Annotated in this window: 33 protein-coding genes; 16 read left to right on the forward strand and 17 right to left on the reverse strand. The window is 68.4% G+C overall.

Annotated elements, in window-relative coordinates:
- Window positions 1–142 precede the first annotated feature (142 nt).
- Window positions 143–1,060 (forward strand): alpha/beta hydrolase family protein, encoded by a 918-nt coding sequence (locus GGR12_RS13890; protein WP_183205055.1) that lies wholly within the window; start codon window positions 143–145, stop codon window positions 1,058–1,060.
- Window positions 1,061–1,075: 15 nt separating this feature from the next.
- Here GGR12_RS13890 and GGR12_RS13895 read toward each other — a convergent pair whose 3' ends face one another.
- Entirely contained in the window at window positions 1,076–1,654 is a 579-nt protein-coding gene (locus GGR12_RS13895; protein ID WP_183205056.1) for a hypothetical protein, read from the reverse strand.
- A 139-nt stretch (window positions 1,655–1,793) separates the two neighbouring features.
- On the opposite strand from GGR12_RS13895, the gene fliI reads away from it, so the two are divergent.
- Genes fliI through GGR12_RS13910 form a run of 3 tightly spaced genes read left to right on the forward strand, consistent with a single transcriptional unit; the run spans window position 1,794 to window position 4,645 of the window.
- The gene (gene fliI / locus GGR12_RS13900; protein ID WP_183205057.1) at window positions 1,794–3,140 is read left to right on the forward strand and encodes a flagellar protein export ATPase FliI; all 1,347 of its coding nucleotides are present in this window, start codon (window positions 1,794–1,796) and stop codon (window positions 3,138–3,140) included.
- A gap of 13 nt (window positions 3,141–3,153) precedes the next feature.
- A complete protein-coding gene (locus GGR12_RS13905) occupies window positions 3,154–3,564 on the forward strand; it encodes a flagellar export protein FliJ (protein WP_183205058.1) in 411 nt (136 codons plus the stop codon).
- Window positions 3,554–4,645, forward strand: coding sequence for an endo-1,4-beta-xylanase (locus GGR12_RS13910; protein ID WP_343053269.1), 1,092 nt, complete (start codon window positions 3,554–3,556; stop codon window positions 4,643–4,645). Before GGR12_RS13905 ends, GGR12_RS13910 begins: the two co-directional genes overlap by 11 nt.
- A 147-nt stretch (window positions 4,646–4,792) precedes the next feature.
- Here GGR12_RS13910 and GGR12_RS13915 read toward each other — a convergent pair whose 3' ends face one another.
- Window positions 4,793–5,548, reverse strand: coding sequence for a competence/damage-inducible protein A (locus tag GGR12_RS13915; RefSeq protein WP_183205059.1), 756 nt, complete (start codon window positions 5,546–5,548; stop codon window positions 4,793–4,795).
- A gap of 23 nt (window positions 5,549–5,571) precedes the next feature.
- Here GGR12_RS13915 and sfsA point away from each other — a divergent pair, with 23 nt between their 5' ends.
- Genes sfsA through radC form a run of 3 tightly spaced genes read left to right on the forward strand, consistent with a single transcriptional unit; the run spans window position 5,572 to window position 7,890 of the window.
- On the forward strand, window positions 5,572–6,288 hold the full coding sequence (gene sfsA, locus GGR12_RS13920) for a DNA/RNA nuclease SfsA (RefSeq protein WP_183205060.1): 717 nt from the start codon (window positions 5,572–5,574) through the stop codon (window positions 6,286–6,288).
- An 18-nt stretch (window positions 6,289–6,306) separates the two neighbouring features.
- Window positions 6,307–7,128, forward strand: coding sequence for a type I methionyl aminopeptidase (gene map, locus GGR12_RS13925; RefSeq protein WP_183205061.1), 822 nt, complete (start codon window positions 6,307–6,309; stop codon window positions 7,126–7,128).
- 30 nt (window positions 7,129–7,158) lie between these two features.
- Window positions 7,159–7,890: a RadC family protein gene (gene radC / locus GGR12_RS13930; RefSeq protein WP_183205062.1), complete on the forward strand. Its 732-nt coding sequence runs from the start codon at window positions 7,159–7,161 to the stop codon at window positions 7,888–7,890.
- Between the two features lie 6 nt (window positions 7,891–7,896).
- On the opposite strand, the gene GGR12_RS13935 is transcribed toward radC, so the two are convergent.
- On the reverse strand, window positions 7,897–9,129 hold the full coding sequence (locus GGR12_RS13935) for a BamA/TamA family outer membrane protein (RefSeq protein ID WP_183205063.1): 1,233 nt from the start codon (window positions 9,127–9,129) through the stop codon (window positions 7,897–7,899).
- Window positions 9,130–9,333: 204 nt separating this feature from the next.
- Between GGR12_RS13935 and GGR12_RS13940 the strand changes: the two genes are divergently transcribed.
- Genes GGR12_RS13940 through GGR12_RS13960 form a run of 5 tightly spaced genes read left to right on the forward strand, consistent with a single transcriptional unit; the run spans window position 9,334 to window position 12,519 of the window.
- A complete protein-coding gene (locus GGR12_RS13940; protein WP_246328934.1) occupies window positions 9,334–10,299 on the forward strand; it encodes a glycosylasparaginase in 966 nt (321 codons plus the stop codon).
- A complete protein-coding gene (locus GGR12_RS13945; RefSeq protein ID WP_183205065.1) occupies window positions 10,296–10,814 on the forward strand; it encodes a GNAT family N-acetyltransferase in 519 nt (172 codons plus the stop codon). The genes GGR12_RS13940 and GGR12_RS13945 overlap by 4 nt, the downstream gene beginning before the upstream one ends.
- 15 nt (window positions 10,815–10,829) lie before the next feature.
- Entirely contained in the window at window positions 10,830–11,309 is a 480-nt protein-coding gene (locus tag GGR12_RS13950; protein WP_183205066.1) for a hypothetical protein, read from the forward strand.
- Window positions 11,310–11,355: 46 nt separating this feature from the next.
- On the forward strand, window positions 11,356–11,592 hold the full coding sequence (locus tag GGR12_RS13955) for a BolA family protein (protein ID WP_183205067.1): 237 nt from the start codon (window positions 11,356–11,358) through the stop codon (window positions 11,590–11,592).
- A 3-nt stretch (window positions 11,593–11,595) separates the two neighbouring features.
- The gene (locus GGR12_RS13960; protein ID WP_183205068.1) at window positions 11,596–12,519 is read left to right on the forward strand and encodes an aldo-keto reductase family protein; all 924 of its coding nucleotides are present in this window, start codon (window positions 11,596–11,598) and stop codon (window positions 12,517–12,519) included.
- A 1-nt stretch (window position 12,520) separates the two neighbouring features.
- On the opposite strand, the gene GGR12_RS13965 is transcribed toward GGR12_RS13960, so the two are convergent.
- Complete coding sequence (locus tag GGR12_RS13965; RefSeq protein ID WP_246328935.1) at window positions 12,521–13,597, reverse strand: flavodoxin family protein; 1,077 nt, start codon at window positions 13,595–13,597, stop codon at window positions 12,521–12,523.
- A 138-nt stretch (window positions 13,598–13,735) separates the two neighbouring features.
- Here GGR12_RS13965 and grxD point away from each other — a divergent pair, with 138 nt between their 5' ends.
- The 3 genes from grxD (at window position 13,736) to GGR12_RS13980 (ending at window position 15,296) form a co-directional block, all read left to right on the forward strand.
- Entirely contained in the window at window positions 13,736–14,092 is a 357-nt protein-coding gene (grxD, locus tag GGR12_RS13970; RefSeq protein WP_183205069.1) for a Grx4 family monothiol glutaredoxin, read from the forward strand.
- Window positions 14,092–14,532, forward strand: coding sequence for an acyl-CoA thioesterase (locus GGR12_RS13975; RefSeq protein ID WP_183205070.1), 441 nt, complete (start codon window positions 14,092–14,094; stop codon window positions 14,530–14,532). The genes grxD and GGR12_RS13975 overlap by 1 nt, the downstream gene beginning before the upstream one ends.
- A gap of 77 nt (window positions 14,533–14,609) precedes the next feature.
- The gene (locus tag GGR12_RS13980; protein ID WP_183205071.1) at window positions 14,610–15,296 is read left to right on the forward strand and encodes a hypothetical protein; all 687 of its coding nucleotides are present in this window, start codon (window positions 14,610–14,612) and stop codon (window positions 15,294–15,296) included.
- A gap of 192 nt (window positions 15,297–15,488) precedes the next feature.
- Here the strand turns inward: GGR12_RS13980 and GGR12_RS13985 are convergent, their stop codons facing one another.
- From GGR12_RS13985 to GGR12_RS14005, 6 genes are all read right to left on the reverse strand, one after another.
- Entirely contained in the window at window positions 15,489–15,875 is a 387-nt protein-coding gene (locus tag GGR12_RS13985) for a hypothetical protein (RefSeq protein ID WP_183205072.1), read from the reverse strand.
- Complete coding sequence (locus GGR12_RS16765) at window positions 15,872–15,994, reverse strand: hypothetical protein (protein WP_281378599.1); 123 nt, start codon at window positions 15,992–15,994, stop codon at window positions 15,872–15,874. The genes GGR12_RS13985 and GGR12_RS16765 overlap by 4 nt, the downstream gene beginning before the upstream one ends.
- A 112-nt stretch (window positions 15,995–16,106) precedes the next feature.
- The gene (locus GGR12_RS13990; RefSeq protein WP_183205073.1) at window positions 16,107–16,496 is read right to left on the reverse strand and encodes a hypothetical protein; all 390 of its coding nucleotides are present in this window, start codon (window positions 16,494–16,496) and stop codon (window positions 16,107–16,109) included.
- 145 nt (window positions 16,497–16,641) lie between these two features.
- Window positions 16,642–17,259 carry a 30S ribosomal protein S4 gene (rpsD, locus tag GGR12_RS13995; RefSeq protein ID WP_183205074.1) on the reverse strand — a complete coding sequence of 206 codons (618 nt, stop codon included), beginning with the start codon at window positions 17,257–17,259 and terminating at the stop codon, window positions 16,642–16,644.
- A 149-nt stretch (window positions 17,260–17,408) separates the two neighbouring features.
- On the reverse strand, window positions 17,409–18,344 hold the full coding sequence (locus GGR12_RS14000; protein WP_183205075.1) for an MBL fold metallo-hydrolase: 936 nt from the start codon (window positions 18,342–18,344) through the stop codon (window positions 17,409–17,411).
- A 99-nt stretch (window positions 18,345–18,443) separates the two neighbouring features.
- A complete protein-coding gene (locus GGR12_RS14005; protein ID WP_183205076.1) occupies window positions 18,444–19,055 on the reverse strand; it encodes a superoxide dismutase in 612 nt (203 codons plus the stop codon).
- Between the two features lie 157 nt (window positions 19,056–19,212).
- On the opposite strand from GGR12_RS14005, the gene GGR12_RS14010 reads away from it, so the two are divergent.
- Complete coding sequence (locus GGR12_RS14010; RefSeq protein WP_183205077.1) at window positions 19,213–19,539, forward strand: hypothetical protein; 327 nt, start codon at window positions 19,213–19,215, stop codon at window positions 19,537–19,539.
- On the opposite strand, the gene GGR12_RS14015 is transcribed toward GGR12_RS14010, so the two are convergent.
- From GGR12_RS14015 to GGR12_RS14045, 7 genes are all read right to left on the reverse strand, one after another.
- Window positions 19,536–20,495: a motility-associated ABC transporter substrate-binding family protein gene (locus GGR12_RS14015; RefSeq protein WP_183205078.1), complete on the reverse strand. Its 960-nt coding sequence runs from the start codon at window positions 20,493–20,495 to the stop codon at window positions 19,536–19,538. The genes GGR12_RS14010 and GGR12_RS14015 overlap by 4 nt on opposite strands.
- 59 nt (window positions 20,496–20,554) lie before the next feature.
- On the reverse strand, window positions 20,555–20,785 hold the full coding sequence (locus GGR12_RS14020; RefSeq protein ID WP_183205079.1) for a hypothetical protein: 231 nt from the start codon (window positions 20,783–20,785) through the stop codon (window positions 20,555–20,557).
- Window positions 20,786–20,834: 49 nt separating this feature from the next.
- Window positions 20,835–21,929 carry an alpha/beta hydrolase gene (locus GGR12_RS14025; protein WP_183205080.1) on the reverse strand — a complete coding sequence of 365 codons (1,095 nt, stop codon included), beginning with the start codon at window positions 21,927–21,929 and terminating at the stop codon, window positions 20,835–20,837.
- A gap of 64 nt (window positions 21,930–21,993) precedes the next feature.
- A complete protein-coding gene (fghA, locus tag GGR12_RS14030) occupies window positions 21,994–22,827 on the reverse strand; it encodes an S-formylglutathione hydrolase (protein ID WP_183205081.1) in 834 nt (277 codons plus the stop codon).
- Complete coding sequence (locus GGR12_RS14035) at window positions 22,827–23,210, reverse strand: VOC family protein (RefSeq protein WP_183205082.1); 384 nt, start codon at window positions 23,208–23,210, stop codon at window positions 22,827–22,829. The genes fghA and GGR12_RS14035 overlap by 1 nt, the downstream gene beginning before the upstream one ends.
- A gap of 11 nt (window positions 23,211–23,221) precedes the next feature.
- Entirely contained in the window at window positions 23,222–24,328 is a 1,107-nt protein-coding gene (locus tag GGR12_RS14040; protein WP_183205083.1) for an S-(hydroxymethyl)glutathione dehydrogenase/class III alcohol dehydrogenase, read from the reverse strand.
- A 104-nt stretch (window positions 24,329–24,432) separates the two neighbouring features.
- Window positions 24,433–25,626, reverse strand: a complete 1,194-nt coding sequence (locus tag GGR12_RS14045; protein ID WP_183205084.1) for an alpha-hydroxy acid oxidase — start codon at window positions 25,624–25,626, stop codon at window positions 24,433–24,435.
- Window positions 25,627–25,631 lie beyond the last annotated feature (5 nt).

Below are 25,631 nucleotides of genomic sequence, written 5' to 3' on the forward strand. Positions count from 1 at the left end.
TGGCGACGACTATAATCGCACCGGGCGCTCCGCTGAACCATCCGCCGAACGGCGAACCCGTTCGCCCATTCGCGAAGTCCCGCTGGCGGCGGAACCGGCGAGGTCCGATCAGGACCACGTTGCCCGCCACAAGGATCGTCGCATGTCCCGTCTTCGTCGCTTCGTCTCCCCCATCTTCGCCCTCGCCGTCGGCATTTCGGCGCTAACCGCTCCCGCCCTGGCGCAGGATCAGACCTTCCGCATCGCTGACCCGGAGGGCGGCGAGATCGAGGCCGGCGTCTGGTTGCCCGAAACAAGCGACGGCGCTGCCCGTCCCCTGGTCGTGATCTCGCACGGCAACGGCGGCTGGTATCGCGGCCATCACGACGCGGCCGAGGCGCTGGCCCGCGCCGGTTTCGTGGTCGCCGCCCTGACCCACCCGGGCGACAACTGGCGCGACGACAGCCGCTCGACCCAGTTGTCGGACCGGCCGCGCCACCTGAGCTTGCTGATCGACCACATGACCGGCGAATGGTCCGGCCCTGTCGCGATCGACGACGGGCGCATCGGCGCTTTCGGCTTTTCGGCGGGCGCGTTCACCGTCACCTCGATCATCGGCGGCGACAGCGATCCGGCGCTGATCGCCCGCCACTGCGAGGAAGAGCCCGAGGTCTTCGTCTGCGGCCTGCTGGCGCAACAGCCCATCGACACGGCGGCCTGGAGACCCCGCAACCACGACCCGCGCGTGAAGGCCGCCGTCATCGCCGGCCCGGCGCTGGGCATGGCGTTCACCGGCGAAAGCCTGGCGGCGGTGCGCATCCCGATCCAGCTGTGGCAGGCGGCCGACGACGAAATCCTGCCCTCGCCCTTCAACGCAGAGCCGATCCGCGACCGCCTCGGCCGCGCGCCGGAATACCACCTGGTCGCGGACGCCGGGCATTTCGACTTCCTGCCGCCCTGCGCGCCGGAAATGGCCGCGCAAATCCCGGCGCTGTGCCGCTCGAAACCCGGCTTCGACCGCGCCGCCTTCCACGAGACCTTCAATCGGGAAGTCGTCCGCTTCTTCAGCGAGACGATCTAGGGCCGACGACGCCGATCAGAACAGGCCGCTGCCCGACATCTCGGCGATGATGCCGTCGACGATCAGCTTCGCGCGGTTTTCGGCGTCTTCGTCATGGCTGGCCCAGATCGTTCGCACACCCGACGACGTCGTCCGCCAGACGGTGCGTCCCGTATCCACATCGATCAGCATCCAGTTGATCTGGTACGTCTGGGTAGTGGCCTGGGTGAAGGCGACCGGGAAGATGACGAGACGATACCTGGCGTTCAGGGCGGATTCGGCGCTCTTGTTGCTGGCGACCACGTCGCCGACCGGAAGGCGGGCCGTGGCGTCGCTCAGGATGAACTCCATCGCGGGCTCGCTCTCCTTGAAGCGCAGGAGCTCGGATTTGACGCCCTTGGCCGCGAGTTGGTCCTGAAGCATGCGGTCGAAGGTCGTCAGCATGGTCGGGCCGAAATACTGCTCCCGGACGTCCAGGAACGAGTAGATGTAAATTGGCGAGCCCCGGACGCTCTGGAAGCCGGGCGTAGTGCGGGTGTCGCTGAACTCGTTGGTCGCGCACGCAGACAGGGCGAGCGCGAAAAGCGCGGACGCGATCAGGCCGATGAGCTTCATGTATTCCCCCTGAGGCGAGGCACGACCCCGCGCGCGCCCCGGTATTGAAACCTGCGGACGATTTCAACAGTCCGGACCGCCCTTCACCTCCGGTTAACCACGATGGCGCATTCGTTAACGGCTGTCCGGGGTCCACTGTTTGCGCAATCTTGCCGCCGCTGTTGAAGCGATCGATCCGCTCGTCGTGACCGGCAAGGTCGCGGGCGTGAACGGTCTGCTGATCGAATCGCGCGGTGGTCTGTCGCGCCTCGCCGTCGGCGCGCGGGCCGAGATCGAGCGCGGTCGCGGCCAGGTCCCCCTGCCCGCCGAGGTCGTCGGCTTCCGCGACGCCAAGGCTCTGCTGATGCCGTTCGGCCCGGTCGAGGGCGTCGCCCCCGGCGCCGACATCCGCATCATCGACACCGCCGCGGCCGTGCGCCCCACCACCGCCTGGCTGGGCCGGATCATCGACGCCTTCGGCCAGCCCATCGATGGTCTCGGCCCGCTGCCCCAGGGGCCGGCCGCATACCCGCTCCGCGCCCCGCCCCCGCCCGCCCACTCGCGCGGCCGCGTCGGCGAGCGCCTCGACCTCGGCGTCCGCTCCATGGACGTCTTCACCACCACCTGCCGCGGCCAGCGCCTCGGCATCTTCGCCGGCTCGGGCGTCGGCAAGTCGGTCCTGCTGTCGATGCTGGCCCGCCAGGCCACCTGCGACGTGGTCGTCGTCGGCCTGATCGGCGAACGGGGCCGCGAAGTCCGCGAGTTCATCGAGGAAACCCTCGGCGAGGAAGGCCTGCGCCGCGCCATCGTCGTCGTCGCCACCTCAGACGAGCCGGCCCTCAAGCGCCGCCAGGCCGCCTACATGACCATGGCGATCAGCGAATATCTGCGCGACCAGGACCTCGAGGTCCTGTGCCTGATGGACTCGGTCACCCGCTTCGCCATGGCCCAGCGCGAGATCGGCCTCGCCGCGGGCGAGCCGCCGACGACCAAGGGCTATACGCCGACCGTCTTCACCGAACTGCCCAAGCTGCTGGAACGCGCGGGGCCCGGCCCGGTCCGGCCCGACGGCACTACGGCCGGCCCGATCACCGCCCTGTTCACCGTCCTTGTCGACGGCGGCGATCATGACGAACCCATCGCCGACGCCGTGCGCGGTATTCTTGACGGCCACATCGTCATGGACCGGAAAATCGCCGAGCGTGGCCGTTTCCCGGCCATCGACGTGCTGAAGTCCGTCAGCCGGACCTTGCCCGGCTGCCAGACGCCACCGGAGCGCGAGCTTAACCGCCGCGCCCGCCAGTGCCTGTCGGCCTATGCAAACATGGAAGAGTTGATCAAGATCGGCGCGTACCGTTCCGGCGCAGACCCCATTGTGGACCGCGCTATCGCCCTGAATCCCGCGTTGGAGGGGTTTCTGGGCCAGGACAAGGACGACGCCACACGTCTTTCCGATTCGTTTACCCGACTGGAAGCAATCCTCAATCAGGGGATGATCAGCTCATGACCGGAGACACTGAATGACCGCCTGGGCCCAATCGCTGATCCGTATTTCGAACTACGAGGTCGAGACGCTGCAGAAGCGCCTCGCCGAGATCACCGCCCGACGCGCGTCGGCGGAAATGCGCGTCGCCGTTCTGGAAGCCGAGGTCGAGGTCGAGCTGGAGCGCGCCCGCACCGACCGCGAGGCCGCCACCATGATGCAGGCCTACATGACGGGCTGGCTGCTGCGGAAGAAGAACGCCGACGGCGACATCGCCGCGATCGAGTCCGAAGAGGTCGGCGCTCGCGACGCCCTGACCAGCGCCTTCGAGGAGCTGAAGAAGTTCGAGCACGTCGCCGAAACGACCCGCCTGAACGCCCTCATCGCCGCCGGCAAGCGCGAAACCGCCGCCTTCGACGAAATGGGCCTGAGGCGGCGTGCGGGTTGATCCGACCCGTCTGAACCGCCGCGCCCTTCTCGCCGCACCCATTGCGCTGGTCGCCTGCGACCGGCTGGCGGTGGCCGAGCCTGCGCCCGTTCCGCTGGCGCCGCCGCTGAAGGCCATAGCGCCCTGCCCGTTCGGCGCCACGGGCATGACCTGGCAACTCGACCAGCCCGACTGGATCGCCCAGATCCTGCGCCACTGCTCCCAGCTGACGCCCGAATGGGAGCAGAAGATGGAACGGACCCTCGGGCCCGGCTTCGTCCATGACTTCTCGGCCTCCGACCGCGTCGTCGCCTTCGCCCGCGACAACGGCCTGCGCGTCCACGGCCACACCCTGATCTGGTATTCGCAAGGCGGCGATGTCTTCAATGACAGCGTCCCGCCCGCCCGCTTCGCCGCCGAATACGATCGCTACATCACCGACTTCGTCAGCCGCTATCGCGGCCAGATGGCCGGCTGGGACGTCGTCAACGAGCCGGTGGCCGAGGACGGAAACGGCCTGCGCGACAGCCACTGGAGCCGCGCCCTGGGCGCCGAGGGCTATATGGTCCGCGCCTTCCAGCAGGCGCACGCCGCCGACCCCAACGCGGTCCTCTTCCTCAACGAGTACAATCTCGAAAACATCCCGGCCAAGGGCGCGACCTTCCTCAAACTGGTCGAGCGTCTGCTGAAACTCGGCGCGCCCATCGGCGGCATCGGCACGCAATCACACCTGGATATCGAGATCCCGGCCAGCCAGATCCGCGCCTTCTTCCGCGACGCCGCCTCGCTCGGCCTGCCGATCCACGTCTCGGAACTCGACTTCCCGCTGAAGCGCGACGGCGGCCGCATGCCCGACCTGCGCCCGACCTCCGAGCGCCGCGTCCAGCAGGCCGCCCGCGTCGGCGAACTGGCCGAGGCCTTCATGGCCCTGCCCGAGCGCCAGCGATACGCCTTCACCACCTGGGGCCTGCGCGACACCGACAGCTGGCTGCTGCGCGAGGACCGCGCGAAGAGCGGCGACAGCCCGCTCTTGCTGGACGCCGAAGGCCGCCCGAACCCGGCGTATCAGGCGCTCGTCGACGCGTTCAGCCGTACCCCCTGATCCGCTCATCCCCGCGAAAGCGGGGACCCAGTGATTTCGGAGGAGCGCCGGCGCTTCAGGACTGCTGACTGACTTCCCCCGGTCGACACCGATCACCCAAAGGACTGGGTCCCCGCTTTCGCGGGGATGAGCGGCTAATGAGGGCCGCTAGACCCTCGCCGCCGTGATCCCCGCCGCGGCGAGCTCGCCCAGCAGCGCCTCGACCGCGGCCTCCACCGCCGCCTCGTCCCGCCCGCGCACTACCAGGTTCGTCCCGATCTCGCCGTCCGATCCGTGCCCGAAAGGATAGCTGCCGAAGCTGATCTCGCGGCTCGCCTGCGCCGCCGCCGTCAGGATGTCGGCGATCGCGCCCTCGCCCACGCCGCTTACCCGCACCGTCCGCGAATGCACCACCGCGCCGGTCCGCAGACGCGGAGCCACGTCCTCCAGCATCGCCGTCATGATCTTCGGCACCCCTGCCATCACGAACACATTGCCGATCTGGAAACCCGGCGCATCGGTCACTGGGTTGGAGATCAGCGAACCGCCCTCCGGTATCCGCGCCATCCGCCGCCGCGCCGCGTTGAACTCACCCGGCCCATAGCGCCGCTCGAGGATCGCCAGCGCGTCCGGATGCTCCGGCAACGCCACCCCGAACGCCGTCGCCACCGCATCGGCGGTGATGTCGTCATGCGTCGGCCCGATGCCGCCAGTGGTGAAGACATAGTCGTGGTTGCCGCGCAGGGCGTTCAGATTGTCGACGATCTGCGCCTTGCGATCCCCGACCGTCCGCGCCTCCAGCAGGTCGATCCCCAGCGCCGTCAGGAACCGCGCGATGGTGTTCAGATTGGTGTCCTGCGTCCGCCCGGACAGCACTTCGTCTCCGATGATCAGGACGGCGGCGGTGGGGGATGCGTCGGTCATGCCGACAAGCTAGAGGCTGCGCGATGCGCTTCAAGTCGCCTCTCGAACGCGGAACCCTCATCCGCCGCTACAAGCGGTTCCTCGCCGACGTCGTCCTGGCCGACGGAACGGAGACCACCGTCCACGTCCCCAACCCCGGCGCCATGCTCGGCCTGACCGCGCCCGGCCTGCCCATCTGGCTGTCCCGCTCCCCCGATCCGAAGCGCAAACTGCCTCTGACGCTGGAGATGGTCGACCTGCCCGACGCCGGCCTCGTCGGCGTCAACACCATGAACCCCAACCGCATCGCCGAGGCGGCCATTCCGCGCGGCGACGTCCCCGAACTCGCCGGCTATCCGATCCTGCGGCGCGAGGTGCGCTACGACGAGAACAGTCGCATCGACATCCTGCTGCAGTCCGACGTCGACGCCCTCCAGCGCCCGTCCTGCTGGGTCGAGATCAAGAACTGCCACTTCAGCCGCACGCCCGGCCTGGCCGAGTTTCCGGACTGCAACACCGTCCGCGGCGTGAAACACCTGAAGGCGCTGGAGCGGGTCGTCGACGCCGGCGGCCGCGCCGTCATGCTGTTCGTGATCCAGCGCATGGACTGCGACGCCTTCGCCACAGCCGACGACATCGACCGCGCCTACGGCCCCGCCCTGCGGCAGGCCGCCTCCCACGGGGTTGAGGTTCTGTGCTACAGTTGCCACCTGAGCCCGGACGCGATCCGGCTGGATCGCCCTCTCCCCTGGCGACTTTAGGCGCCGAAAGAAGACCCGATGTACGAGACCCCCGAACTGGACAGCGACACCTTTGTCCGGACCCACATGATCCGCGTCCACGAGCCCGAAGCCTTCGAAGGCATGCGCGCGGCCGGCCGCCTGGTGGCCCAGGCGCTCGACATGATCACGGAATACGTCCAGCCGGGCATCACCACCGGCGAGATCGACGACCGCATCCGCGAGTTCACCCTCGACCACGGCGCCCTGCCCGCCTGCCTCGGCTACAAGGGCTATGAGAAGACGGTCTGCACCTCGATCAACCACGTCGTCTGCCACGGCATCCCGGGCGACAAGGTTCTGAAGGACGGCGACATCGTCAACATCGACCACACCGTCATCGTCGACGGCTGGCACGGCGACTCCAGCCGCATGTACCCGGTCGGAAACATCAACGCCCGGGCGAAGAAGCTGATCGACGTCACCTACGACGGCCTCGAGGCCGGTCTGGCCGTGATCAAGCCCGGCGCGACGTTCGGCGACATCGGCTACGCCATCCAGCAGGTGGTCGAGGCCAACCGCATGTCGGTGGTCCGCGACTTCTGCGGCCACGGCATCGGCCGCCTGTTCCACGACAGCCCGAACGTCCTGCACTACGGCCGCCGCGGCGAGGGCGCGACGCTCAAGCCCGGCATGTTCTTCACCGTCGAGCCGATGGTGAACCTCGGCAAGCCGCACGTGAAGGTGCTGTCCGACGGCTGGACCGCCGTGACCCGCGACAAATCCCTGTCCTCGCAGTGCGAGCACACGGTCGGCGTCACCGAGGACGGCGTCGAGATTTTCAGCGCCAGCCCCGCCGGGCTGTTCCGTCCGAAATTCTAGGATAGGCTGCACCTTCCCGAGGGGAGGCGCATGCTCGACAAGCCGCCGGACAATCCGAAGTCGCATGGCCGCAACGCCGGTCATCGCGACCGTCTGCGCGAGCGCGCGGCCATCGGCGGCGTCGACGCCCTGCCCGACTACGAACTGCTGGAACTGCTGCTGTTCCGCAGCGTCCCCTACAAGGACACCAAGCCGCTGGCGAAGGACCTGCTGGCCCGCTTCGGCGGCTTCGAGGGCATCGGCGCCGCCAGCCATGAAGCCATCGAGGACGCGGTCGCCCGTTCGCTCGGCTACAGACCCGGCAAGGCCACCCGCGCCATCGCCCTGGACCTCCAGCTGATCTTCGATGTCACCCGCCGCGCGGCGAAGGAGCCGGCCTCGAAGCGCCCGGTCATCTCGTCCTGGACCGCCCTGCTCAACTACGTCCGCGTCGCCCTCCAGCATGAGCCGCGCGAGCAGTTCCGGGTCCTCTACCTCGACAACCGCAACCAGCTCCTTCTCGACGAGGTCCAGAACCGCGGCACCGTCGATCACGCCCCCGTCTATCCGCGCGAGGTCGTCCGCCGCGCGCTGGAGCTGTCGGCCAAGTCGATGATCATCGTCCACAATCACCCGTCCGGAGACCCGACCCCATCGCGCCCGGATATCGACATGACGCGGCAGGTGATCGAGGCGGCACGAGCCCTGGACATCAGCGTCCACGACCATCTGATCGTCGGCCGCGATGGCGTGGCCAGCTTCAAACAGTTGGGGTTGATGTAGCGCCCCTCAGTCCATGTTCATCGACCAGGCGTGGCCGAACTGGAGGTAGAAGATGAACTCCTCCGGGCCCATGGCGAAGTCCATGCCGACATCGAGGCCCAGCTTGCGGGCCAGGCGATAGCGGAAGCCGAAGCCGCCGGCCCAGATGTCGCCGGAGTCCTGGTAGGCCCGACGCTCGCCGCTCTCGGCGGTTCCGTATCCCGCAAAGGCCAACACCGACCAACGCCGGTCGAGTTGCCAGGTCGCCTCGACCTCGGAGCTGATGACGTTCACGCCCTGGTACTGGGCCGCCTGCACGCCGCGCAGGTTGATCGCCGGGGCGTAGAAGAACGGGAAGTCGCCCCGGATGCCGTCGTAGTTGACCTTCCAGCCCACCCGCACCTCCGGCGTGAGCGGTTGGAAGACGAACAGATCGGCCGTGTACTGCTCATAGTCGCGGTCGCTGCCGAAGGCCTCGCGGTTGAACTTGGCCTCGGCGAGGGCGTTGACGCCCTTCGTCGGCGTCAGCGGATTGTCCCGACTGTCGAAATGGAAGCCCGCACCCAGCGCCCCGGTCCGGAGGGTCACGCCGACGTCCCGGTCCAGATCGTCCGGCAGGAAGGCGGCGTCGATCCGGGTGCTCAGCTTGCGGAAGTCGAACAGCGGCCCGACCGAGAAGCGCTCGTCCGGCAGCCGCCAGAGCGCCGATCCGATGACGCCGTAGTCGTACTCGCTGGTGTATTCGACGCCGCCGGGCGCGAAGGCCGGAAAGGTCTCCAGCGTCACCTCGCCGTGGCCGATCCCGAACCGGTAGTTCAGGCGGCCGTCGAAGGCGTAGCCGCTCTGGAAATAGCCGACCCCCTCCGAGCCGTTTCCGGTCCGGAAGACCGCCGCGACATGGCGAGTGACCTGCCGGGGATGCTGCCAATTGGTCGACAGGAAGGCCGCCGCCACCCCGCCTCCGCCGCCGAGGGCGGGCTCGGTGATGATGATGGGCACCGGAATGAAGCCGCCCCGGGCGAGGAAGTTTGAAACGTCGAACTGTCCGTCCTCATCGTCGAAGAACCATGAGCGGATCCGGGACTCCGCCTGGGCCTCGGGCGGGGACGACGGGGGGGATTGGACTACGGGATCCTGCGCCGCGAGGTAGGGAATCGGTTCGGCGGCCGCCGCGGTCGCCGACGTACCCACCAGAGCGACCGCAGCCGCCCCAACGACGGCGAGGTTGAGCGCCAGGTCGATCTGCGGCGTCGTCGTCATGGGATACTCCGGTCACTGAAGGGCGACTGTCCCGCGACGCGATGAGGCGACCTATCGGGCCGCCAGCCCATGCGGCTCCGGGAAACACCTGACAGAGCGGCTTCCGTGGCGGATCCGTCGACGGTGCAGTATCGGTTGGCTGACGCGGTTCGGTGACCGAGGGGGCAAGCCATGAGAACAACGCGACGCGCAGTGTTGGCCGGGATGTCTGCAGCTTCTTCAGCCGCCCTCGCCTCCACCGTTACCGCCCGGCCCGCCGCCCCCGCCGTCATGGTCTCGACCTGGGACTTCGGGGCGCGGGCCAACGCCGACGGGATCGCAGCGCGCAACAACGGCGGCTTGGCGCTGGACATGGTCGAGGCCGGGGCGCGCAATGCGGAAGGGGACCCGAACAATACGTCGGTCGGCCTCGGCGGCCTGCCCGACCGCGACGGCCGCGTCACCCTCGACGCCTGCGTCATGACCTGGGCGGGCGACATCGGCGCCGTCTGCGCGCTGGAGGACGTCGTCCACGCGGTCTCGGTCGCCCGCGCGGTGATGGAGAAGACTCCCCACACCATGCTGGTCGGCCCGGGCGCCCGCGCCTTCGCCGTCGATCAGGGCTTCCCGACGCAGAACCTGCTGACCGCGAACGCCGAGGCCGCGTGGCGGGACTGGCTGAAAACCGCCGACTACGCGCCGGGCATCAACAGCGAGAACACCGACTGGCGCGGCACGCCGGGTGGCCCGGGCAATCACGACACCATCGGCCTGCTGGCGATCGGCGCCGACAACCGCATGGCCGGCGCCTGCTCGACCTCGGGCATGGCCTTCAAGATGCGCGGACGGGTCGGCGACAGCCCGATCGTCGGCGCGGGTCTCTATGTCGACGACGAGGTCGGCGGGGCGACGGCCACGGGCGTAGGCGAGGACGTAGTCCGCGTCGCCGGCTCCCATGCCGTGGTGGAGGCCATGCGGGCAGGACTCGACCCCACCGCCGCCTGCCGCCGGGTGATCGAACGGCTGGCGCGTCTGCGCGGGGCGAAGGTGGCGAACTCGCAGGTCGCCCTCCTGGCGCTGGACAAGGCGGGTCGCGCGGGTGCATTCGCCCTGCAGCCCGGCTTCACCTACGCCGTCACCGACGCGGCGGGCGTGACCCGGATCGAGCGCGCCGGAGCCCTGTTCGCATGACCACCACCCTGATCACCGAACGCCTCACCCTCGCCCCCGTCGAGCTCAAGGATTACGACGACCTCGTTGCGCTGTGGGGCGATCCCGTATTCGCCACCGCGATCTTCCCGGCGGCCCTGTCGTCCGAAGACGTCTGGTTCCGACTGCTGCGCGACATCGGCCACTGGGAGGCGCTCGGCTACGGCAACTGGGCGATCCGCGAGACGGCCACCGGCGACTATGTCGGCAGCGTCGGCGTGCTCGACTACCGCCGCATCATCGAACCCGCCATGGACGCGCCGGAACTGGGCTGGGGCGTCGCACCCCGTTTCCAGGGCAAGGGCATCGCCTACGAGGCCGTATCGGCGGCCCTCACCTGGTGCGACGACGCCCTCAACGCCTCGCGCACCGTCTGCATGATTTCGCCCGACAACGCGCCGTCTCACGCCCTTGCCAAACGGGTCGGCTACACGCCCTATGTCGAGACGATCTACAAGGGCTCGCCGGTGGTGCTGCTGGAGAGGTCGACCGCGTAAACTGTTGGCTGGCCGATGACCCAACCCGACTACGACGCCTGGTTCCGAAGCTACGCTGAAGCCTACACCCGGGCCCTCGCCGGGCCGGTGGAGATCGAGCTGATCCGCAGCTTCTACGCCGAGACCGTCCTCGCGCTCGGCGTCGACAGCGCCTTCAGCGTGGCCAACGCCACGGACACGGCCATGAACGCCGTCATGGAATACCTGTTCGGGTTCTACGCCTCCATCGGCATGCACCGCATGGACATCGACCACGTCGAGGTCTCGCCGCTCCACGAAAACCACGACCGCATCAAGGTCTTCTACGTCGGCCGCTACACCGGGCCGGACGGCAGCCCCGTGACCATCCCCAACGAGGTCGTCTACCTCGTCCAGCGCCGCGCCGCCGGCCCGCGCATCTTCGCCTTCATCGCCGGCGACGAAACCATCCTCTTCAAGCAGCACGGGCTCATCGACGAGGATGGCGAACCGATCCCGCGCGTAGCCGGACATTAAGGTTTACGAGGCATTCTGCCGCCGAATCCTGGAGTGCGTCCCGCCCATGCCCATGCCCGCCGAAACGCTGCACGCCTATCTGGCCGAGGCCTTTCCCGACGCCGAGATCGCCATCGACGATCTGGCGGGCGACGGCGACCACTATCGCGCCCGCATCGTCTCCAGCGCCTTCGCCGGTCTGTCGCGCGTGAAGCAGCACCAACTCGTCTATGCCGCCCTGAAGGGCCAGATGGGCGGCGAGTTGCACGCCCTGGCGCTCGAAACCTCCGCGCCCGAGGCCTGATCCATGCGCTACCGTCCCTTCGGCAACGGCGGCCAGGCCGTCTCGGCCCTGACGATGAGCCTCGGCGCCCGCGACATCGCCGGCGGCCCCGAGGCCGGGCGTGAACTGATCTATTCGGCGCTGGAAGCCGGCATCAACTGCTACCGCCTGCAGTCTGCTGATCCCGTCCTGGCCGAGGTGCTGGGCGAGGCCCTGCGCCACGTCGACCGCAAACTGATCCAGGTCGCCCTGACCCTCGGCGCCGGCGACGGCCGCCGCGGCTCGGACCGCGACTTCTCGGCCGACGGCATGACCTCGGCCATCGACCGCTGCCTGCAGGCCTCGGGCCTCGGCTGGTTCGACCTCGCCATCCTCGACGAGCCGCTGGATCACGAACTGCCCCAGTCGTCGCTGAACGCCCTCAAGGCCCTGCGCGCCACCCAGCGCATCCGGCTGCTGGGCATCTCGGGCGACGGCGAGGTCATGGACACCTACGTCTCCACCGGCGCCTTCGACGTGCTGCTGACGCCGTACCATGTGAACTCGCAATGGCAGATCCGTTCCCGCCTGCGTGACGCGCGCGAGCGGGACATGGCCATCTTCGTTTACGGCTACTTCCCGGAAAGCCTCGACACGGTGAAGAAGGCCACCACCGTGCACGAGGAGAAGAAGGGCTTCTTCGGCTTCGGCAAGACAGGCGGTCGCTCCAGGAACGACCCCCTCGCCGGCGCCGGCACCTTCGCCTTCCTGCACCAGACCAACGCCTGGACCGCCGAGGCCATTTGCCTGGCCTACGCCCTGACCGATCCCGCGATCACCAGCGTGCTCATCGACGCGCCCGAGCTCGAACGGCTGAACACCCTGGCCCAGGTGCCGGACCGCGACATGCCGCCGGGCCTCGCCGCCCAGATCGAAATGGCCCGCGTCGCCGGGGCCAAGGCCGCCTGATCTATTTCTGGCGGGGGCTTTCCAGCCCTTCGTACGTCTTCACCAGTTCGCCGGACCGGCGCGCGACGATAGCACGCGCCAGTTCCTGCGCCGCGATCTTCACCTCGCCCTGGATGTCCGTGTCCTTGTCCAGCGCGTCATGACTAGTGGCGTAGGGCTCCCAGTAGCCGATGTAGCGATCGATCTCGGCGTCCGGCCCCGCCGGCGTCATCTTCATGAACTTCAGCCAATCCGAGACCGAGCGCCGCACGTTTTCCGCCCCTTCGACGTCGCCGTGCACCACGACCGAGAACACCCGTCCTTCCAGGTGCCGCGGATAGGACCAGCCCTTCAGCTCTTCCGCCTTGGCCTTCTTCGCATCCTTGCCGTGGGTCAGGGTCGGGTCCGGGTTGCCGCCGTCGGCGCACACCATCCGGTCCATCATCAGCTTCATCGGCGACGACACCTGGTACCAGTTCACCGGCGTCACCAGGAACACTCCGTGGGCCTCGACCCACATGGGATAGATGTCGTTCATCCAGTCGTGCACCTGCCCCAGCGAATAGTTCGGGTAGCAACTGCACGGCCAGTGACACAGCGCCGCCGCGGTCGAGAAGCAAGCCTTGCACGGATGGATCTCCCGCCCGAACTCCGACGCCAGCCGCGACAGGTCCAGCAGGGTCGTCTCCACCCCGGCCTTCTTCAGAGTCTTCTCGGCGATCTGCGCCAGCCGGTAGCTCTTCGACATTTCCCCCGGACAGGTGTGCTCGGATCTTGAGGAGCCGTTGATGATCAGCGCCCGCGGCGGTCCGTCGGCGTCGTTGAACCGCGCCTTGGCCTCGTCGATCATCGCCTTCGCGGCGATCCAGTCGACCGATAGCTCGTAGTCGGGGTCGGCGTAGCCCCGTCCCGCCTTGCGGGTCACCGGCGACTTCCGTCCCTCGCTGTAGGCGTCCCAGGCCACCGCCGTGATCAGGTCCAGTTCGGCCTGGAGCGGCTTGAACGCCGGATCGACGAACCGGCTCAGGTAGCGCGCCGTGAAATCCTCCCGGTTCAGCTCCGGCGAGGGCATCCCCTTGCGGGGCTCTGGCGTCTTCATGGCGGTCTCCGGCGGGCTCGATACCCGTCCGGAAACGCCACGCTTCCTGGGGTGTTCCGGTCCCGGCGCGACGACGGGCGCCCTTGACCCCTGCCCCTTCGAACCCTAGCTGACGGCCTTCACTGAAAGGCCCTTCCTGTGACCGATCAAGCAGTCGCCGACCCCCTCCACGCCTTCATCGCCGACACCGTCGCGCAGCACGACGTCGTGCTGTTCATGAAGGGCACTCCGGACGCGCCGCGTTGCGGCTTCTCCTCGCTGGCGGTGCAGATTCTCGATCACATCGGCGCGTCGTTCGTCGGCGTCGACGTGCTGCAGGACGAAGCCCTGCGCGAAGGCATCAAGGCCTACACGGACTGGCCGACCATCCCGCAGCTGTATGTGAAGGGCGAGTTCGTCGGCGGCTCCGACATCGTCCGCGAGATGTTCAACGCCGGCGAACTGCAGACCCTGATGGCCGACAAGGGCGTGCCGCTCGGCGAAGTCGAGGCCTGATGGCCCGGGCGCAGCTCCAGCCGCGCGAGGACCGCGAGATCTACGAGGTGCCCCTCGAGGTCCGTCCCGAGCACATCGACGACAACGGCCACGTCAACAACGTGGTCTATGTCGGCTGGCTGCAGGACGCGGGCACCGCCCACTGGAACGCCCGCTTCGACACCGACACCCGCTCGAAATGGTCCTGGGTCGGCGTCCGGCACGAGATCGACTATTTCCGCCCCCTCATGCCCGACGCGACGGGCGTGAAGGCCCGCACCTGGGTGGGCGAGCCCCAGGGCCCGCGGTTCAACCGCTACGTCCGCATCGAGGACGCCGAGGGCCGCCTGTGCGCCCAGGGCGTGACCGAATGGGTGCTGGTCGACGCCGCGACCATGCGCCCCCATCGCATCCCCGCCACCATGCTGCCTGTGTTTGAGGCCCCTCAGGGTAATCCCTGATCCTTTCGGCGCTGCAGTAGTGCTAAGGCTACGTCTGTCGTAACGGTGAATTTCGTGTGGTCCTCAGGAGGGGTCACGTGGTTTCCAGTGACGCATGGACCGCCGTTGCAGCCTGGGTGGCTTGCATCTTTACGGCCACGGTAGCCGGTCCGGATCTGATCGACCGGATGCAGGGCTCGCGGATCGACGTCACCCACCCGCGCCAGTTCCTCGCCTACCGGGACGGCGAGGGCGAAAACTCGATCATGCTGATCGCGTTCGATCCGACCATCCTGAACCAGTCGCGGTTTCCCGACACCACCACCAGCATCCTCCTGCGCATCGGCGGTCCCCAGGCCGGTCGCGAGGCGGCCTTCCGCGCCGAGTCCGTCATCCAGCCGATCTTCTGGACCGCGGACGACGAGGCCGTGGAGTGTCCGCCCATGACCCGGTGCATCAAGAAGCGGCAAATGACCATCGGCGAGGAGCGCGCCGATGTCGTCAACGTCTCCGCCGGAACGGCGCGTTCGCTCTACATCAGCTTCCCGCTGACAGCCGACAACTGCCAGGGCCCCGACGAAGTCTGCACCAGGTTTCGCGATTTCGACGGCGCGGTGGAGGTGCTCGCAGCCAATCCGGCGATCGCCTTCACCATCGACCTGACCATGGCTGACGACGGTCTGAAATCCGTGTCCTGCGTCCTTTCGGCGGAGGCGAAACGCGGATGGTCCCAACTTCTGGACAGAGTAGGAGAAAAAGGATGGGCAATCGGAAACTGCGCGTAGGCACGAGCTACACGCTCGTCGCCGCCCTCGCAGCAATCACACTCGGATCGTTCGTCGCCTCGTGCGGCGAGCGTGGCAGGGACCTGCCGGTCTGCCCGGGCGACCCCCGGTGCGAGACCAAGAAGCGCTGACAGAACGTCAGGCGCATGATCGGGGCAGGCCGGCGCAGACGCGCGACCTGCCTCCGCCATTCTACAGTTTCAGCGGATTCATCAGCCGCGCCTGAGCGCCCGACTCCAGCCCGAGATCGGACAGGGTCCAGCTGACCTCGACGCCCTCCGCGACGATCGCCCGGCACATGTCGACGTCGGTGCGGCGCAGCGCGACCTCGGTCACGCCGTCCGAAGCCGGCGTCACATCGACCGCGAAATCCGTCACGTCGGTGCACCCGTTTGATTCCACGCGCACGACCAGGCGATCGCCCTCGATCCGGGCCGACCGCACGGTCTCCAGCGTCGGCGCGGCGGCCGTGTCGCTGACGCGGACGATGACGTCCTTCTCGCCGCCGTCATCCGCATAGATGACGCATCCGGCGAGCAGCGGCGCGGCGAGCGCCGCGACGATCAGCGCCCGGATCATTCGCCCGCCTCTGCCGGCGCCTGATGGATGACGCGCGTGGTCGGCTTGTCGGTGGCGATGATGATGCAGCCGCTCAGCAGCGGGGCGACGACGGCGATGACGATGGCGAGACGCAGCATGGGGGGACGCTCCTGGGGGGTCGAATTGCTCGCTTCGTTATTCGAAGCTTGGCCTTATCTGCCGTCTGCACGACTGAATGGCACGTGAACAATCGGACAGCCTGGCGAGGCCTCAGGTCTGCGGCATCTGGTAGGGGTTCTCGACCGAGACCCGCGCGCCGGATTCGAGACCCAGCTCCTGGAACGACCAGCGCATCTCGACCCCCTCGGGCCGCACGTCGCTGCAGCGGTCTTCCTTGATCCGGCGCAGGGTGATCACCGACGCATCGCCGGCGCGGCGCACGACCGGCGTCAGATCCGCCTTTTCCGTGCAGCCGTTCGAGCTGACCCAGAACACGGCCTGGTCCTGACCGATGGCGGCGGCGTGGATCGGCTCCAGCAGCCCGGGCATGTCGCTCGCGGCGGCGACCTCCGGTTGCGGATTGAACTGGTCCAGCATCGCGCACGCCGACACCAGCGGCGTAAGGGTCAGCACGGCGGCGACCACGACAAACGATTTCATCCCGGCCTCCCGCGCCTGGAATCCTGAACCCGAAGAGTGTGCGCCTGTTCGCTCATGAAAGGAACCGGCGTTCGCCCGCGTGGAAAGCAAAAGGGCCCCCGATTTCGCGGAGGCCCTTTCACATTCTGTATCGCGAAGGTGTCGATTACGACGAGTAGTATTCGACGACCAGGTTCGGTTCCATCTTCACCGGGAACGGCACGTCGGCCAGTTCCGGGACGCGGACGTAGCGAACCGAGAAACCGCGATCACCCAGTTCCAGGTAATCCGGCACGTCACGCTCCGACGACTGCTGGGCTTCGAGCACCAGCGCCATGTTGCGCGACTTTTCCTTGACCTCGATGACCTGGCCCGGCTTCACGCGGTACGAACCGATGTCGACCTTCTTGCCGTCGACGGTCACGTGGCCGTGGCTGACGAACTGGCGAGCGGCCCAGACGGTCGGGACGAACTTGGCGCGGTAGACGATCGCGTCCAGGCGCGATTCCAGCAGACCGATCAGGTTTTCCGAGCTGTTGCCCTTGCGACGCGAGGCTTCGTCGTAGGTGGCGGCGAATTGCTTCTCGGTGATGTTGCCGTAGTAGCCCTTCAGCTTCTGCTTGGCCTTCAGCTGCAGGCCGAAGTCCGAGACTTTCGACTTGCGGCGCTGACCGTGCTGGCCGGGGCCGTACGAACGCTTGTTCACCGGGGACTTCGAACGGCCCCACAGGTTTTCACCCATGACCCGATCGAGTTTGTACTTGGCGCTATGGCGCTTGGACATAAGTCACTCTCTATGCTGATGCGGCCCGGTCCCTCCCCAACTGGAGAGACGATCCCAACGGCGGTCCACGCATCGTCCGTCATAAATCAGGCGCCGGACCGGGGTCGGGCGCATGAAGGCGCGGCTTATGAGGGCCGAAGCCTCCTGAGTCAAGGCTGGGCGGGCGTTTCGGGAACCCAGATGAAGCCGTCGTCCCGGCGCTGGAACCGGCCGAGGCCCGGGAAGGGGAAGTGCACGCCGTAGATCAGCAGATTCCGCGACGCCCCGCGCTCCAGCAGCGCCTGTCGTGTCGCGACGGCCGCGGCGTTGTCGTCGTCCCAGACGTTTGTCCAGTCGGGCCGCTGAACCGAGATGATCGAGCTGTGCAGCGCATCGCCGATGTACAGCAGCCTGGCGTCGCCGGAGGTGATCTCATAGCCGGTGTGCCCCGGCGTGTGCCCGTCCAGCGAAACCGCCCGGATGCTGGGCGTCACCTGCGCGCCCGGGGCGAACGGCCGGACTCTCGGCGTGAGGGCGCGCACCATGTCCGCCTGCGGGGCGTAGGCCTGCATGGCGGTCCATTCCGGAATGCTGACGTGGATCACGGCGTTGGGGAAGGCCAGCGCCCCGTTCGCCATCAGCCCACCGACATGGTCGCCGTGCGCATGCGAAATCAGGATGTCCGTCACCTGCGCAGGATCGACGCCCGCGGTCCGCAGCGACGCCTGCAGCTTGTTCTGCGTCCCCATCTGCCCGCCCGCGCCGGTGTCGATCAGCACCACGCGATCGCCATCCCGCACCAGCAGGGGCTGAACCGACAGATGAATCTTGCCGTCGGCCGCGTCCACCGCTCCGGCCAAGGCCGCGACCTCTTCCGTGTTGCTCCACGGGCTGGCTTTTCCGTCGTTCGGCATAACGATGTCCCCGTCCTTCAGCGCCACGGCCTCAAGCTGGCCAATGCGGAAGGCATGGACATCCGGATTGGCCGCCACGGCGGGCGCCGGCGCAGGCGCAGACGTTTCCGCCTTCTGCGCCGGCTCGGAACAGCCGGCCAGGACGGCGGCCAGCATCAGGCCGGCGGCGGCGAGGCGGGGATACAGGGTCATACGGCGCTTCCCTCGAACGATATGGTCAAGCTCATCTGGGGCGCGCCGGGCGGCCGCGCCAGACCGCCGGACAGGAACGCCCGGCGGTCACGGTTCGGCTCAGGTGGCGGCGGCGAACAGTTCGTTGGCCTTGTTCCAGTTCACCACCGACCAGAAGGCCTTCAGATAGTCGGCCCGGCGGTTCTGGTACTTCAGATAATAGGCGTGCTCCCACACGTCGGCGCCCAGCACGACCGCGCCCTTCTCGTCCGCGACATCCATCAGCGGATTGTCCTGGTTCGGCGTCGAGGTGATCTTCAGCTTGCCGTCCTGCACGATCAGCCAGGCCCAGCCCGAGCCGAACTGCCCGGCGCCGGCGGCGTTGAAGTCATCCTTGAACTTGTCCAGCCCACCCAGGTCGCGGTCGATCGCAGCGGCCAGCCCGGCCGACGGCTCGCCCGTCTGACCGGCGGGCGCCATCAGCTCCCAGAACAGGCTGTGGTTCCAGTGACCGCCGCCGTTGTTGCGCACCGCCTTCGGCAGCTTCGACATGCCCTTGAACATCTCCTCCAGCGACTTGCCCTGCAGGCTGCTGTCGCCGTCCACGGCCTTGTTCAGGTTGTCGACGTAGGTCTGGTGATGCTTGTCGTGGTGGAAGGTCATCGTCTCCTTGTCGATGGCCGGCTCCAGCGCGTCATAGGCGTACGGGAGGGGCGGAAGCGTGAAGGCCATGGGGAGGTTCCTTTCGACGGGTTGAGACTGGTCCGCATGTAGGCGCCCGAGGGCTGCGCCCAAGCTTTCGGCGCCGGAATTCGTCAGTCAGGTTCGAACGCTTGTCCCCCGTCGAAGGCTGCATACGATCAAACCGCAAAGCTTCGCGGAGGGGCGAATGGCGGACTGGAGAAAACTCGGCGCGATCCTGTGCGCCGGCGCGACCCTGGGCGGCTGCACCAGCGACCCGGCCTTCTGGGACAACGTCGCCTACGGCATGGACGTCCTGTCGGAGGAGCTGGCCAACCAGCCGGTATGCAACTGGTACACCGACGCCTACGGCGTCGTCCGCCAGCATTGCGAGCCGGCCTACATGGCCAACCAGCCCGTCTATGTGGATCCCGGCCACCACTACCGCGACGACGACCGCCGCCGCGACCGGCGCGAAGACCGCCGTCGGGATCGTGACCGCGACCGGGACGGCCGCAAGGATCGCAAGAACTAGGGCGTCAGCCCGCTCAGCCAGTGCATGACGTTCAGGCCGAACCGGGCGTTGCCGGGCGCGGCGTTCATGCCGAAGCGGCGATCCGCCTGTCCGCTCTCCGGCGGGAAGCGGATCAACTGGGCCGACAGCATCCCCGCCTCGCCCAGCACCACCACCCGCCCCTCGCCGTATTCGAACGCCAGGCCCTGCGCCGGCAGGGCGCTCGCGGACAGCTCCGCCAACACCACATCGGCCGCCTCGCCCGCCTCCAGCCGGTCGTTGATCTGCTGCAGCACCTGAACATTCAGCGCCTCACGGGCGCCCGCAGCGATCGGCAGCAACACGGTCGCCCCCGCCGGTCCTGACAGCGACTGTCCCGTGAACGCCGTCACGGCCTCCCCCCGCTCGTCCGGCGTGCGCCCCGTCACGATCGGATGGGCCGGCATGACGCCCGCCGGGTAGGTCAGGGTGGTCGTCAGATCGACGGCGTTGGTCAGGATGAAGGCGTAGCCCTTGCCCATCCCCACGCCGAACCGCGCCGCCAGCGGCTCGGCCGCCGCCCCGAACGGCGCATGGTCCGCAATCAGCAGCAGCCGGCCGCCGTTGCGCACCCACGCCTCGACCGCCGCCGTCTCCGCCTCGGTGAAGATCGGGCCGCCGGCCTCGTCAGGATGCACCGCCCCCGCATTGGCGATGACCAGCACGTCCACGCCGTCCAGCCCGCCCGCGTCGAACTTCAGCGCTCCGCCCCGCACCTGATAGCCGTCGGCCCGCAACAGGGCTGCGAAAGGCGAATACTGGCCGTCGACGGTGTGGAAGTTGTGGTGCGCCTGATCGATGACCACCACCGGCCCATCAGCCGCGTACGCCGGTCGCTCCACGCGCGGCTGGAAGTCCGGATCGACCATCTGCTGCTGGGCGACCGCCGGAGCGGTCACGACCAGGACGAGGCTCAGGGCCAGGGCGAACAGTCTCATCGGCGGACCTCCTGCGAGGCTCCACCATACCGCCGCAGTCCGGCGGCGCCACGTCGGCGTCAGGTCGTCGGCTGGTTGGCCTTCAGGCTGTCCCGCACGGCCCGGCGGAGGTCGCCGGTGGCGGAGGCGAAATCGACGCCCTCCGCCTCAAAGGCCGCCCGCGTCGCCGCGTCCAGACCGTTCGGCAAGGCCGCGATCACCTTCGCCTCGCCTTTCGGGTGCAGGCAGAAGCCCACCTCCTTGCACAGGGCGGCGAACATCGGGGCGTAATCGGGCTGGGGGGTGCTCATGCGCTCACGCCATAGGCCTTCTCGCGCCGAAGGTCACCCGCTTCAGGCCTCAGCCCGGACAAGCCGCCGCCGCCTCGTCCGCGATCTGGTCGGCGATCGCCTCGTCCAGCGGCCCCAGCAGCGTCTCGGTCCCCAGGCTGTGTCCCCGGTCAGGATGCGAGATGAACCGCACCTGCGTCGCGGGCAGCACGCCCTCGGCCGCCGCCCGCTGGCGATCCTCGCGCACCTGCGAGTCCAGGCTGCCGTAGTGCAGGATCATCGGCGAACTCCAGCGCGCGTACCGCGCGGCCAGCGGCTCATCATCGGTCAGCCACGACTTCCACCAGCTCCAGCTGAACGCCGGCGCCGCCGCGTTCGGATAGGGGGCTTCGTCGGCCATCGTCATGGCGACGGTCTTCTGCTGCTCGAACAGCGCCGTCTGGTTGGCGCGCAGCAGCTCCAGGTCGGCCACGGTCCATGCGCCCGTCGGATGCAGGAACGGATCCAGCCGCTCGAACACCGCCGAGGGCGTCTTCGTCCAGTTGGCCCTGATCTCCTCATTGGTGATCACGCCGTCGCCGTCGGCGTCCATCATCGCCAGCGAGTCCGCGTCGCGCCCCGTGCCCTGCCAGCGCAGCACCGAGACCTTGCTCTCCAGCACCGCCCCCATGCCGATCACCAGCGCCGGCTCGGGCGCCCCGGCAGCCGCGACGCCCGCCACATGGGCCGATCCTTCCGAATGGGCGAAGAACACCACGCAGCGCGCACCGAGACCGGTCGACGACCGCGTCCAGTCATAGATCGCGCCCACGTCGCGGCTCAGGTTCTCTGCGGTCACCGTCGGGGCGGCCGCGGCGTCGATGATCTCTGCCGGCGGCACGCCATGCCGCACGCCGCGCCGGTCGAACCGCACCGCCGTCAGCCCCCGCGCATTAAGCCGCTGCGCCAGATCGGCGAACAGCTTGTCGCGCGCCGTGCCGCTGCGGCCGAAACTGGCGTCCCGGTCGAACGCGCCGGTCCCGGCGACCAGGATCACCGCGCCCCGCGACGGTCCCTCGGGAAGATCGGCCTCGCCCGTCAGGACGTAACCGTCGGCCGACGGGATCGCGAACGGCTGCGGATCCGGCGAAACAGCCAGGGCCAGAGAAGCGGCGAGTACGAGCATGGCGTGAATCCCCCTGCCCTCAACCTCGCCTTCCGGTAGCGCGGACGTCAACCCCGCGGGGCGGTCAGGCCTTCAGCCGGGCCGCGTGGAACGCCACGTGATCGTCGATGAAGCTGGCCATGAAGAAATACGAGTGATCGTACCCCGGCTGCATCCGCAGGGTGATCTTCTGCCCGCTGGTCTTCGCCGCCTCGGTCAGCAGCTCCGGCTTCAACTGCTCGATCAGGAACGGATCGGCATCGCCCTGGTCGACCAGGATGTCGTCGAAGCAGCCCGCCCCGACGCCGCCTTCCAGCAGGCGCGCCGCATCGTGCGCATCCCATTCGGCGCGATCGTCGCCGAGATAGGCGGTGAACGCCTTCTCGCCCCACGGGCAGCGCGTAGGCGAACCGATCGGCGCGAAGGCCGACACGCTGCGGAACAGGTGCGGATGCCGCAGCGCCAGCGTCAGCGCCCCGTGCCCGCCCATGGAATGACCCGAGATCGAGCGCGCGCCGGTGGTCGGGTATTCCGCGTCGATCAGGCCGATCAACTCGCCGACGACATAGCTCTCCATCCGGAAGTGCGGCGTCCACGGCGCCTGGGTCGCGTCCAGATAGAACCCCGCCCCCTGCCCCAGATCATAGGCCGGATCGTCCGCCACCCCCTCGCCGCGCGGCGAGGTGTCGGGCGCGACGATGATCACCCCGTGCTCCGCCGCCGCCCGGTAGGCGCCAGCCTTGGTGGTGAAATTGTCCTCCGTGCAGGTCAGGCCCGACAACCAGATCAGCACCGGGAACGGCCCCTCCCCCGGAGGAACGAAGACCGACAGGGTCATCGGCGTGCCGGTCGTCGCGCTGTCGTGGCGCAGGTACCGCAGCGTGCCGCCGTGAACGATGTGGGTCTTCAGGGTTTCCATCACTTCGGCCGGTGCATGGCGCAGATCTTGTTGCCCGAGGGGTCGCGCAGATAGGCGAGGTACAGCTTGCCGAACGCGCCGTTGCGCTCGCCGGGCGGGTCCTCGATCGCCGCGCCGCCGGCCTCAACGCCCGCCTTGTGGAACGCTTCCACCGCTTCAGAGTCACGCGCGCCGAAGCCGATCGTGCCGCCGTTGGCGTGGCTGGCCGGCTCGCCGTCGATGGGCTTGCCGACGGCGAAGGCGCCGCGGTCCGTTCGCCACCAGTAACGCCCTTTGGGGTCCGGCCCGCTGGCCGGCTCTACGCCCAGCGCGCCCAGCGCCGCGTCATAGAATCTGCGCGACGCCTCGACGTCGTCCGCGCCCACCGTGATGTGTGTGAACATGCTGTTCCCCCTTAGAAAACTACGACGCTACGGATGCTCTTGCCCTCGTGCATCAGATCGAAGGCCTCGTTGATGCGCTCCAGCGGCAGCGTATGCGTGATCATCGGGTCGATCTCGATCTTCCCGTCCATGTACCAGTCGACGATCTTGGGTGTGTCGGTGCGTCCGCGGGCTCCGCCGAAGGCCGAGCCGCGCCAGACCCGGCCGGTGACCAGCTGGAACGGGCGCGTCGCGATCTCCTTGCCCGCCTCTGCCACGCCGATGACGATGCTCTCGCCCCAGCCGCGGTGGCAGGCTTCCAGCGCCTGACGCATCACCACCGTGTTGCCGGTGCAGTCGAAGGTGTAGTCGGCGCCGCCGCCGGTCAGCTCGACCAGATGGGCGACCACGTCCGACACGTTCTTCGGATTGACGAAATGGGTCATGCCGAAGCGGCGGCCCCACTCCTCCTTGTCGCCGTTGATGTCGACGCCGACGATCATGTCGGCCCCGACCATCTTCAGCCCCTGGATGACGTTCAGGCCGATGCCGCCCAGGCCGAAGACGACGCAGTTGGCGCCCGGCTCGACCTTGGCCGTGTTGACCACCGCACCGACGCCCGTGGTCACGCCGCAGCCGACGTAGCAGGCCTTGTCGAACGGCGCGTCCTTGCGGATCTTCGCCAGCGCGATCTCCGGCAGCACCGTGAAGTTCGAGAAGGTCGAGCAGCCCATGTAGTGGGCGATGGCCTGGCCCTTGTACGAGAAGCGCGAGCTGCCGTCGGGCATCAGCCCCTTGCCCTGGGTCGCCCGGATGGCGGTGCACAGGTTGGTCTTGCGGCTCAGGCAGCTTTTACATTGCCGGCACTCGGGCGTGTACAGCGGGATCACATGGTCGCCGACCTCCACCGAGGTCACGCCCGGCCCGACCTCGACCACCACGCCCGCGCCCTCGTGGCCCAGGATCGACGGGAAGATGCCTTCCGAATCCAGCCCGTCCAGGGTGTAGGCGTCGGTGTGGCAGATGCCGGTGGCCTTGATCTCGACCAGCACCTCGCCGGCGCGCGGCCCTTCCAGATCGACCTCGACGATCTCCAGCGGACGTTTGGCCTCGAAGGCGACGGCGGCGCGGGTTTTCATGACGAGGGCTCCTTGATCATAGTCCCCTCTCCCCTTGCGGGAGAGGGTGTCGGACCGGCGCAGCCGGGACGACGGGTGAGGGGTCGCACCGGCGGCGACGCCTTTCAACCCCTCATCCGGCCCTTCGGGCCACCTTCTCCCGCAAGGGGAGAACGGCGCACGTGTCGCCGCTCCAGCCGCTCCACGTCGTTGACCCCCATCAGGGCCATCGTCAGCTCGAACTCGCTCCGCAACAGCGTCAGGGCCCGGTCGACCCCCGCCTCGCCGCCCGCCGCCAGGCCGTAGAGATACGGCCGCCCGATCGAGCATCCGTCCGCCCCCAGCGCCAGCGCCTTGACCACGTCCGAGCCCCGCCGCACGCCGCCGTCGCAGATGATCTCGACCGAGTCGCCCAGCGCATCACGGACGCCGGCGATCTGGTCCACCGGCGCCGGCGCGGTGTCGAGCTGTCGTCCACCATGGTTGGACAGCATCACGCCGCTCGCCCCGCTGGCCACCGCCCGGCGCGCATCCTCGGGCGTCATCACGCCCTTGATCGACAGCGGCCCGCCCCATTCGGCGGCCAGCCATTCCACGTCCTTCCAGGTCACCGACCGATCGAACTGCGCGCCGATATAGTCGAACAGGCTCATCGACTGGCCGGCCAGGACGTCGACGCGGTGGCTGACGTTGGCCAGATCGAACTTGCTGCCTGTGAGAGCCGGCAGGGACCACCCGGGATGCAGGGCGAAACTCATCAGGCTTGAGAGCGTCAGACGCGGCGGCAGCGACAGCCCGTTGCGACGGTCCCGCTCCCGGTTGCCCGCCACGGGCGTATCGACCGTCAGGGCCAGCCCATGCACGCCGGCCGCCTTGCAGCGCTGCACGAACTCGGTCGTCAGGCCGCGGTCCTTGAACACATAGATCTGGAACACCCGCGGCCCGGCGAAATTCCGCGCCCAGTCCTCGATCCGCGTCGTGCCCATGGTCGACAGCGCATAGGGCAAGCCGTGCCGCGCCGCCGCCCGCGCCACGGCCGCCTCCGCGTCCGGGTGGAACATGCGCGTCAGCCCGGTCGGCGCCAGCACCAGCGGCCATGCCGCCGGCTGCCCGAACAGCCGCGTCTCCGTCCGGATCGCAGAGACATCGACCAGGGTATCCGGCAATATCTCATAGCGGCCGAAGGCGCCGGCGTTGTTGGCCAGCGCCACCTCGTCGTCCGCGCCGCCGTCGATGTAGTCGAAGATCGGCCGCGGCAGCCGACGCCCGGCCATGCGCCTCAGATCGGCGATGTTCACGGCGCGGTCGAGACGAGGCATCGATG

Origin of the sequence: Brevundimonas lenta (assembly GCF_014196335.1) — a bacterium.
GTDB lineage: Bacteria > Pseudomonadota > Alphaproteobacteria > Caulobacterales > Caulobacteraceae > Brevundimonas > Brevundimonas lenta.

Bases quoted from the DNA above. Each gene is read 5' to 3' on its own strand.
- GGR12_RS13915 (WP_183205059.1), bottom strand. From the start codon at position 5,548: ATGACCGACGCATCCCCCACCGCCGCCGTCCTGATCATCGGAGACGAA.
- GGR12_RS13935 (WP_183205063.1), bottom strand. From the start codon at position 9,129: ATGACGACGACGCCGCAGATCGACCTGGCGCTCAACCTCGCCGTCGTT.
- GGR12_RS13905 (WP_183205058.1), top strand. From the start codon at position 3,154: ATGACCGCCTGGGCCCAATCGCTGATCCGTATTTCGAACTACGAGGTC.
- GGR12_RS13895 (WP_183205056.1), bottom strand. From the start codon at position 1,654: ATGAAGCTCATCGGCCTGATCGCGTCCGCGCTTTTCGCGCTCGCCCTG.
- fghA (WP_183205081.1), bottom strand. From the start codon at position 22,827: ATGGAAACCCTGAAGACCCACATCGTTCACGGCGGCACGCTGCGGTAC.
- GGR12_RS14025 (WP_183205080.1), bottom strand. From the start codon at position 21,929: ATGCTCGTACTCGCCGCTTCTCTGGCCCTGGCTGTTTCGCCGGATCCG.
- rpsD (WP_183205074.1), bottom strand. From the start codon at position 17,259: ATGTCCAAGCGCCATAGCGCCAAGTACAAACTCGATCGGGTCATGGGT.
- GGR12_RS16765 (WP_281378599.1), bottom strand. From the start codon at position 15,994: ATGCTGCGTCTCGCCATCGTCATCGCCGTCGTCGCCCCGCTGCTGAGC.
- radC (WP_183205062.1), top strand. From the start codon at position 7,159: ATGCTCGACAAGCCGCCGGACAATCCGAAGTCGCATGGCCGCAACGCC.
- GGR12_RS13965 (WP_246328935.1), bottom strand. From the start codon at position 13,597: ATGAAGACGCCAGAGCCCCGCAAGGGGATGCCCTCGCCGGAGCTGAAC.
- GGR12_RS13940 (WP_246328934.1), top strand. From the start codon at position 9,334: ATGTCTGCAGCTTCTTCAGCCGCCCTCGCCTCCACCGTTACCGCCCGG.
- GGR12_RS14005 (WP_183205076.1), bottom strand. From the start codon at position 19,055: ATGGCCTTCACGCTTCCGCCCCTCCCGTACGCCTATGACGCGCTGGAG.
- GGR12_RS14035 (WP_183205082.1), bottom strand. From the start codon at position 23,210: ATGTTCACACACATCACGGTGGGCGCGGACGACGTCGAGGCGTCGCGC.
- GGR12_RS13950 (WP_183205066.1), top strand. From the start codon at position 10,830: ATGACCCAACCCGACTACGACGCCTGGTTCCGAAGCTACGCTGAAGCC.
- GGR12_RS14010 (WP_183205077.1), top strand. From the start codon at position 19,213: ATGGCGGACTGGAGAAAACTCGGCGCGATCCTGTGCGCCGGCGCGACC.
- GGR12_RS13975 (WP_183205070.1), top strand. From the start codon at position 14,092: ATGGCCCGGGCGCAGCTCCAGCCGCGCGAGGACCGCGAGATCTACGAG.
- GGR12_RS13955 (WP_183205067.1), top strand. From the start codon at position 11,356: ATGCCCATGCCCGCCGAAACGCTGCACGCCTATCTGGCCGAGGCCTTT.
- GGR12_RS14040 (WP_183205083.1), bottom strand. From the start codon at position 24,328: ATGAAAACCCGCGCCGCCGTCGCCTTCGAGGCCAAACGTCCGCTGGAG.
- map (WP_183205061.1), top strand. From the start codon at position 6,307: ATGTACGAGACCCCCGAACTGGACAGCGACACCTTTGTCCGGACCCAC.
- sfsA (WP_183205060.1), top strand. From the start codon at position 5,572: ATGCGCTTCAAGTCGCCTCTCGAACGCGGAACCCTCATCCGCCGCTAC.
- GGR12_RS14000 (WP_183205075.1), bottom strand. From the start codon at position 18,344: ATGACCCTGTATCCCCGCCTCGCCGCCGCCGGCCTGATGCTGGCCGCC.
- GGR12_RS13990 (WP_183205073.1), bottom strand. From the start codon at position 16,496: ATGAAATCGTTTGTCGTGGTCGCCGCCGTGCTGACCCTTACGCCGCTG.
- GGR12_RS14015 (WP_183205078.1), bottom strand. From the start codon at position 20,495: ATGAGACTGTTCGCCCTGGCCCTGAGCCTCGTCCTGGTCGTGACCGCT.
- GGR12_RS14020 (WP_183205079.1), bottom strand. From the start codon at position 20,785: ATGAGCACCCCCCAGCCCGATTACGCCCCGATGTTCGCCGCCCTGTGC.
- GGR12_RS13985 (WP_183205072.1), bottom strand. From the start codon at position 15,875: ATGATCCGGGCGCTGATCGTCGCGGCGCTCGCCGCGCCGCTGCTCGCC.
- GGR12_RS13945 (WP_183205065.1), top strand. From the start codon at position 10,296: ATGACCACCACCCTGATCACCGAACGCCTCACCCTCGCCCCCGTCGAG.
- GGR12_RS13960 (WP_183205068.1), top strand. From the start codon at position 11,596: ATGCGCTACCGTCCCTTCGGCAACGGCGGCCAGGCCGTCTCGGCCCTG.
- GGR12_RS13890 (WP_183205055.1), top strand. From the start codon at position 143: ATGTCCCGTCTTCGTCGCTTCGTCTCCCCCATCTTCGCCCTCGCCGTC.
- GGR12_RS14045 (WP_183205084.1), bottom strand. From the start codon at position 25,626: ATGCCTCGTCTCGACCGCGCCGTGAACATCGCCGATCTGAGGCGCATG.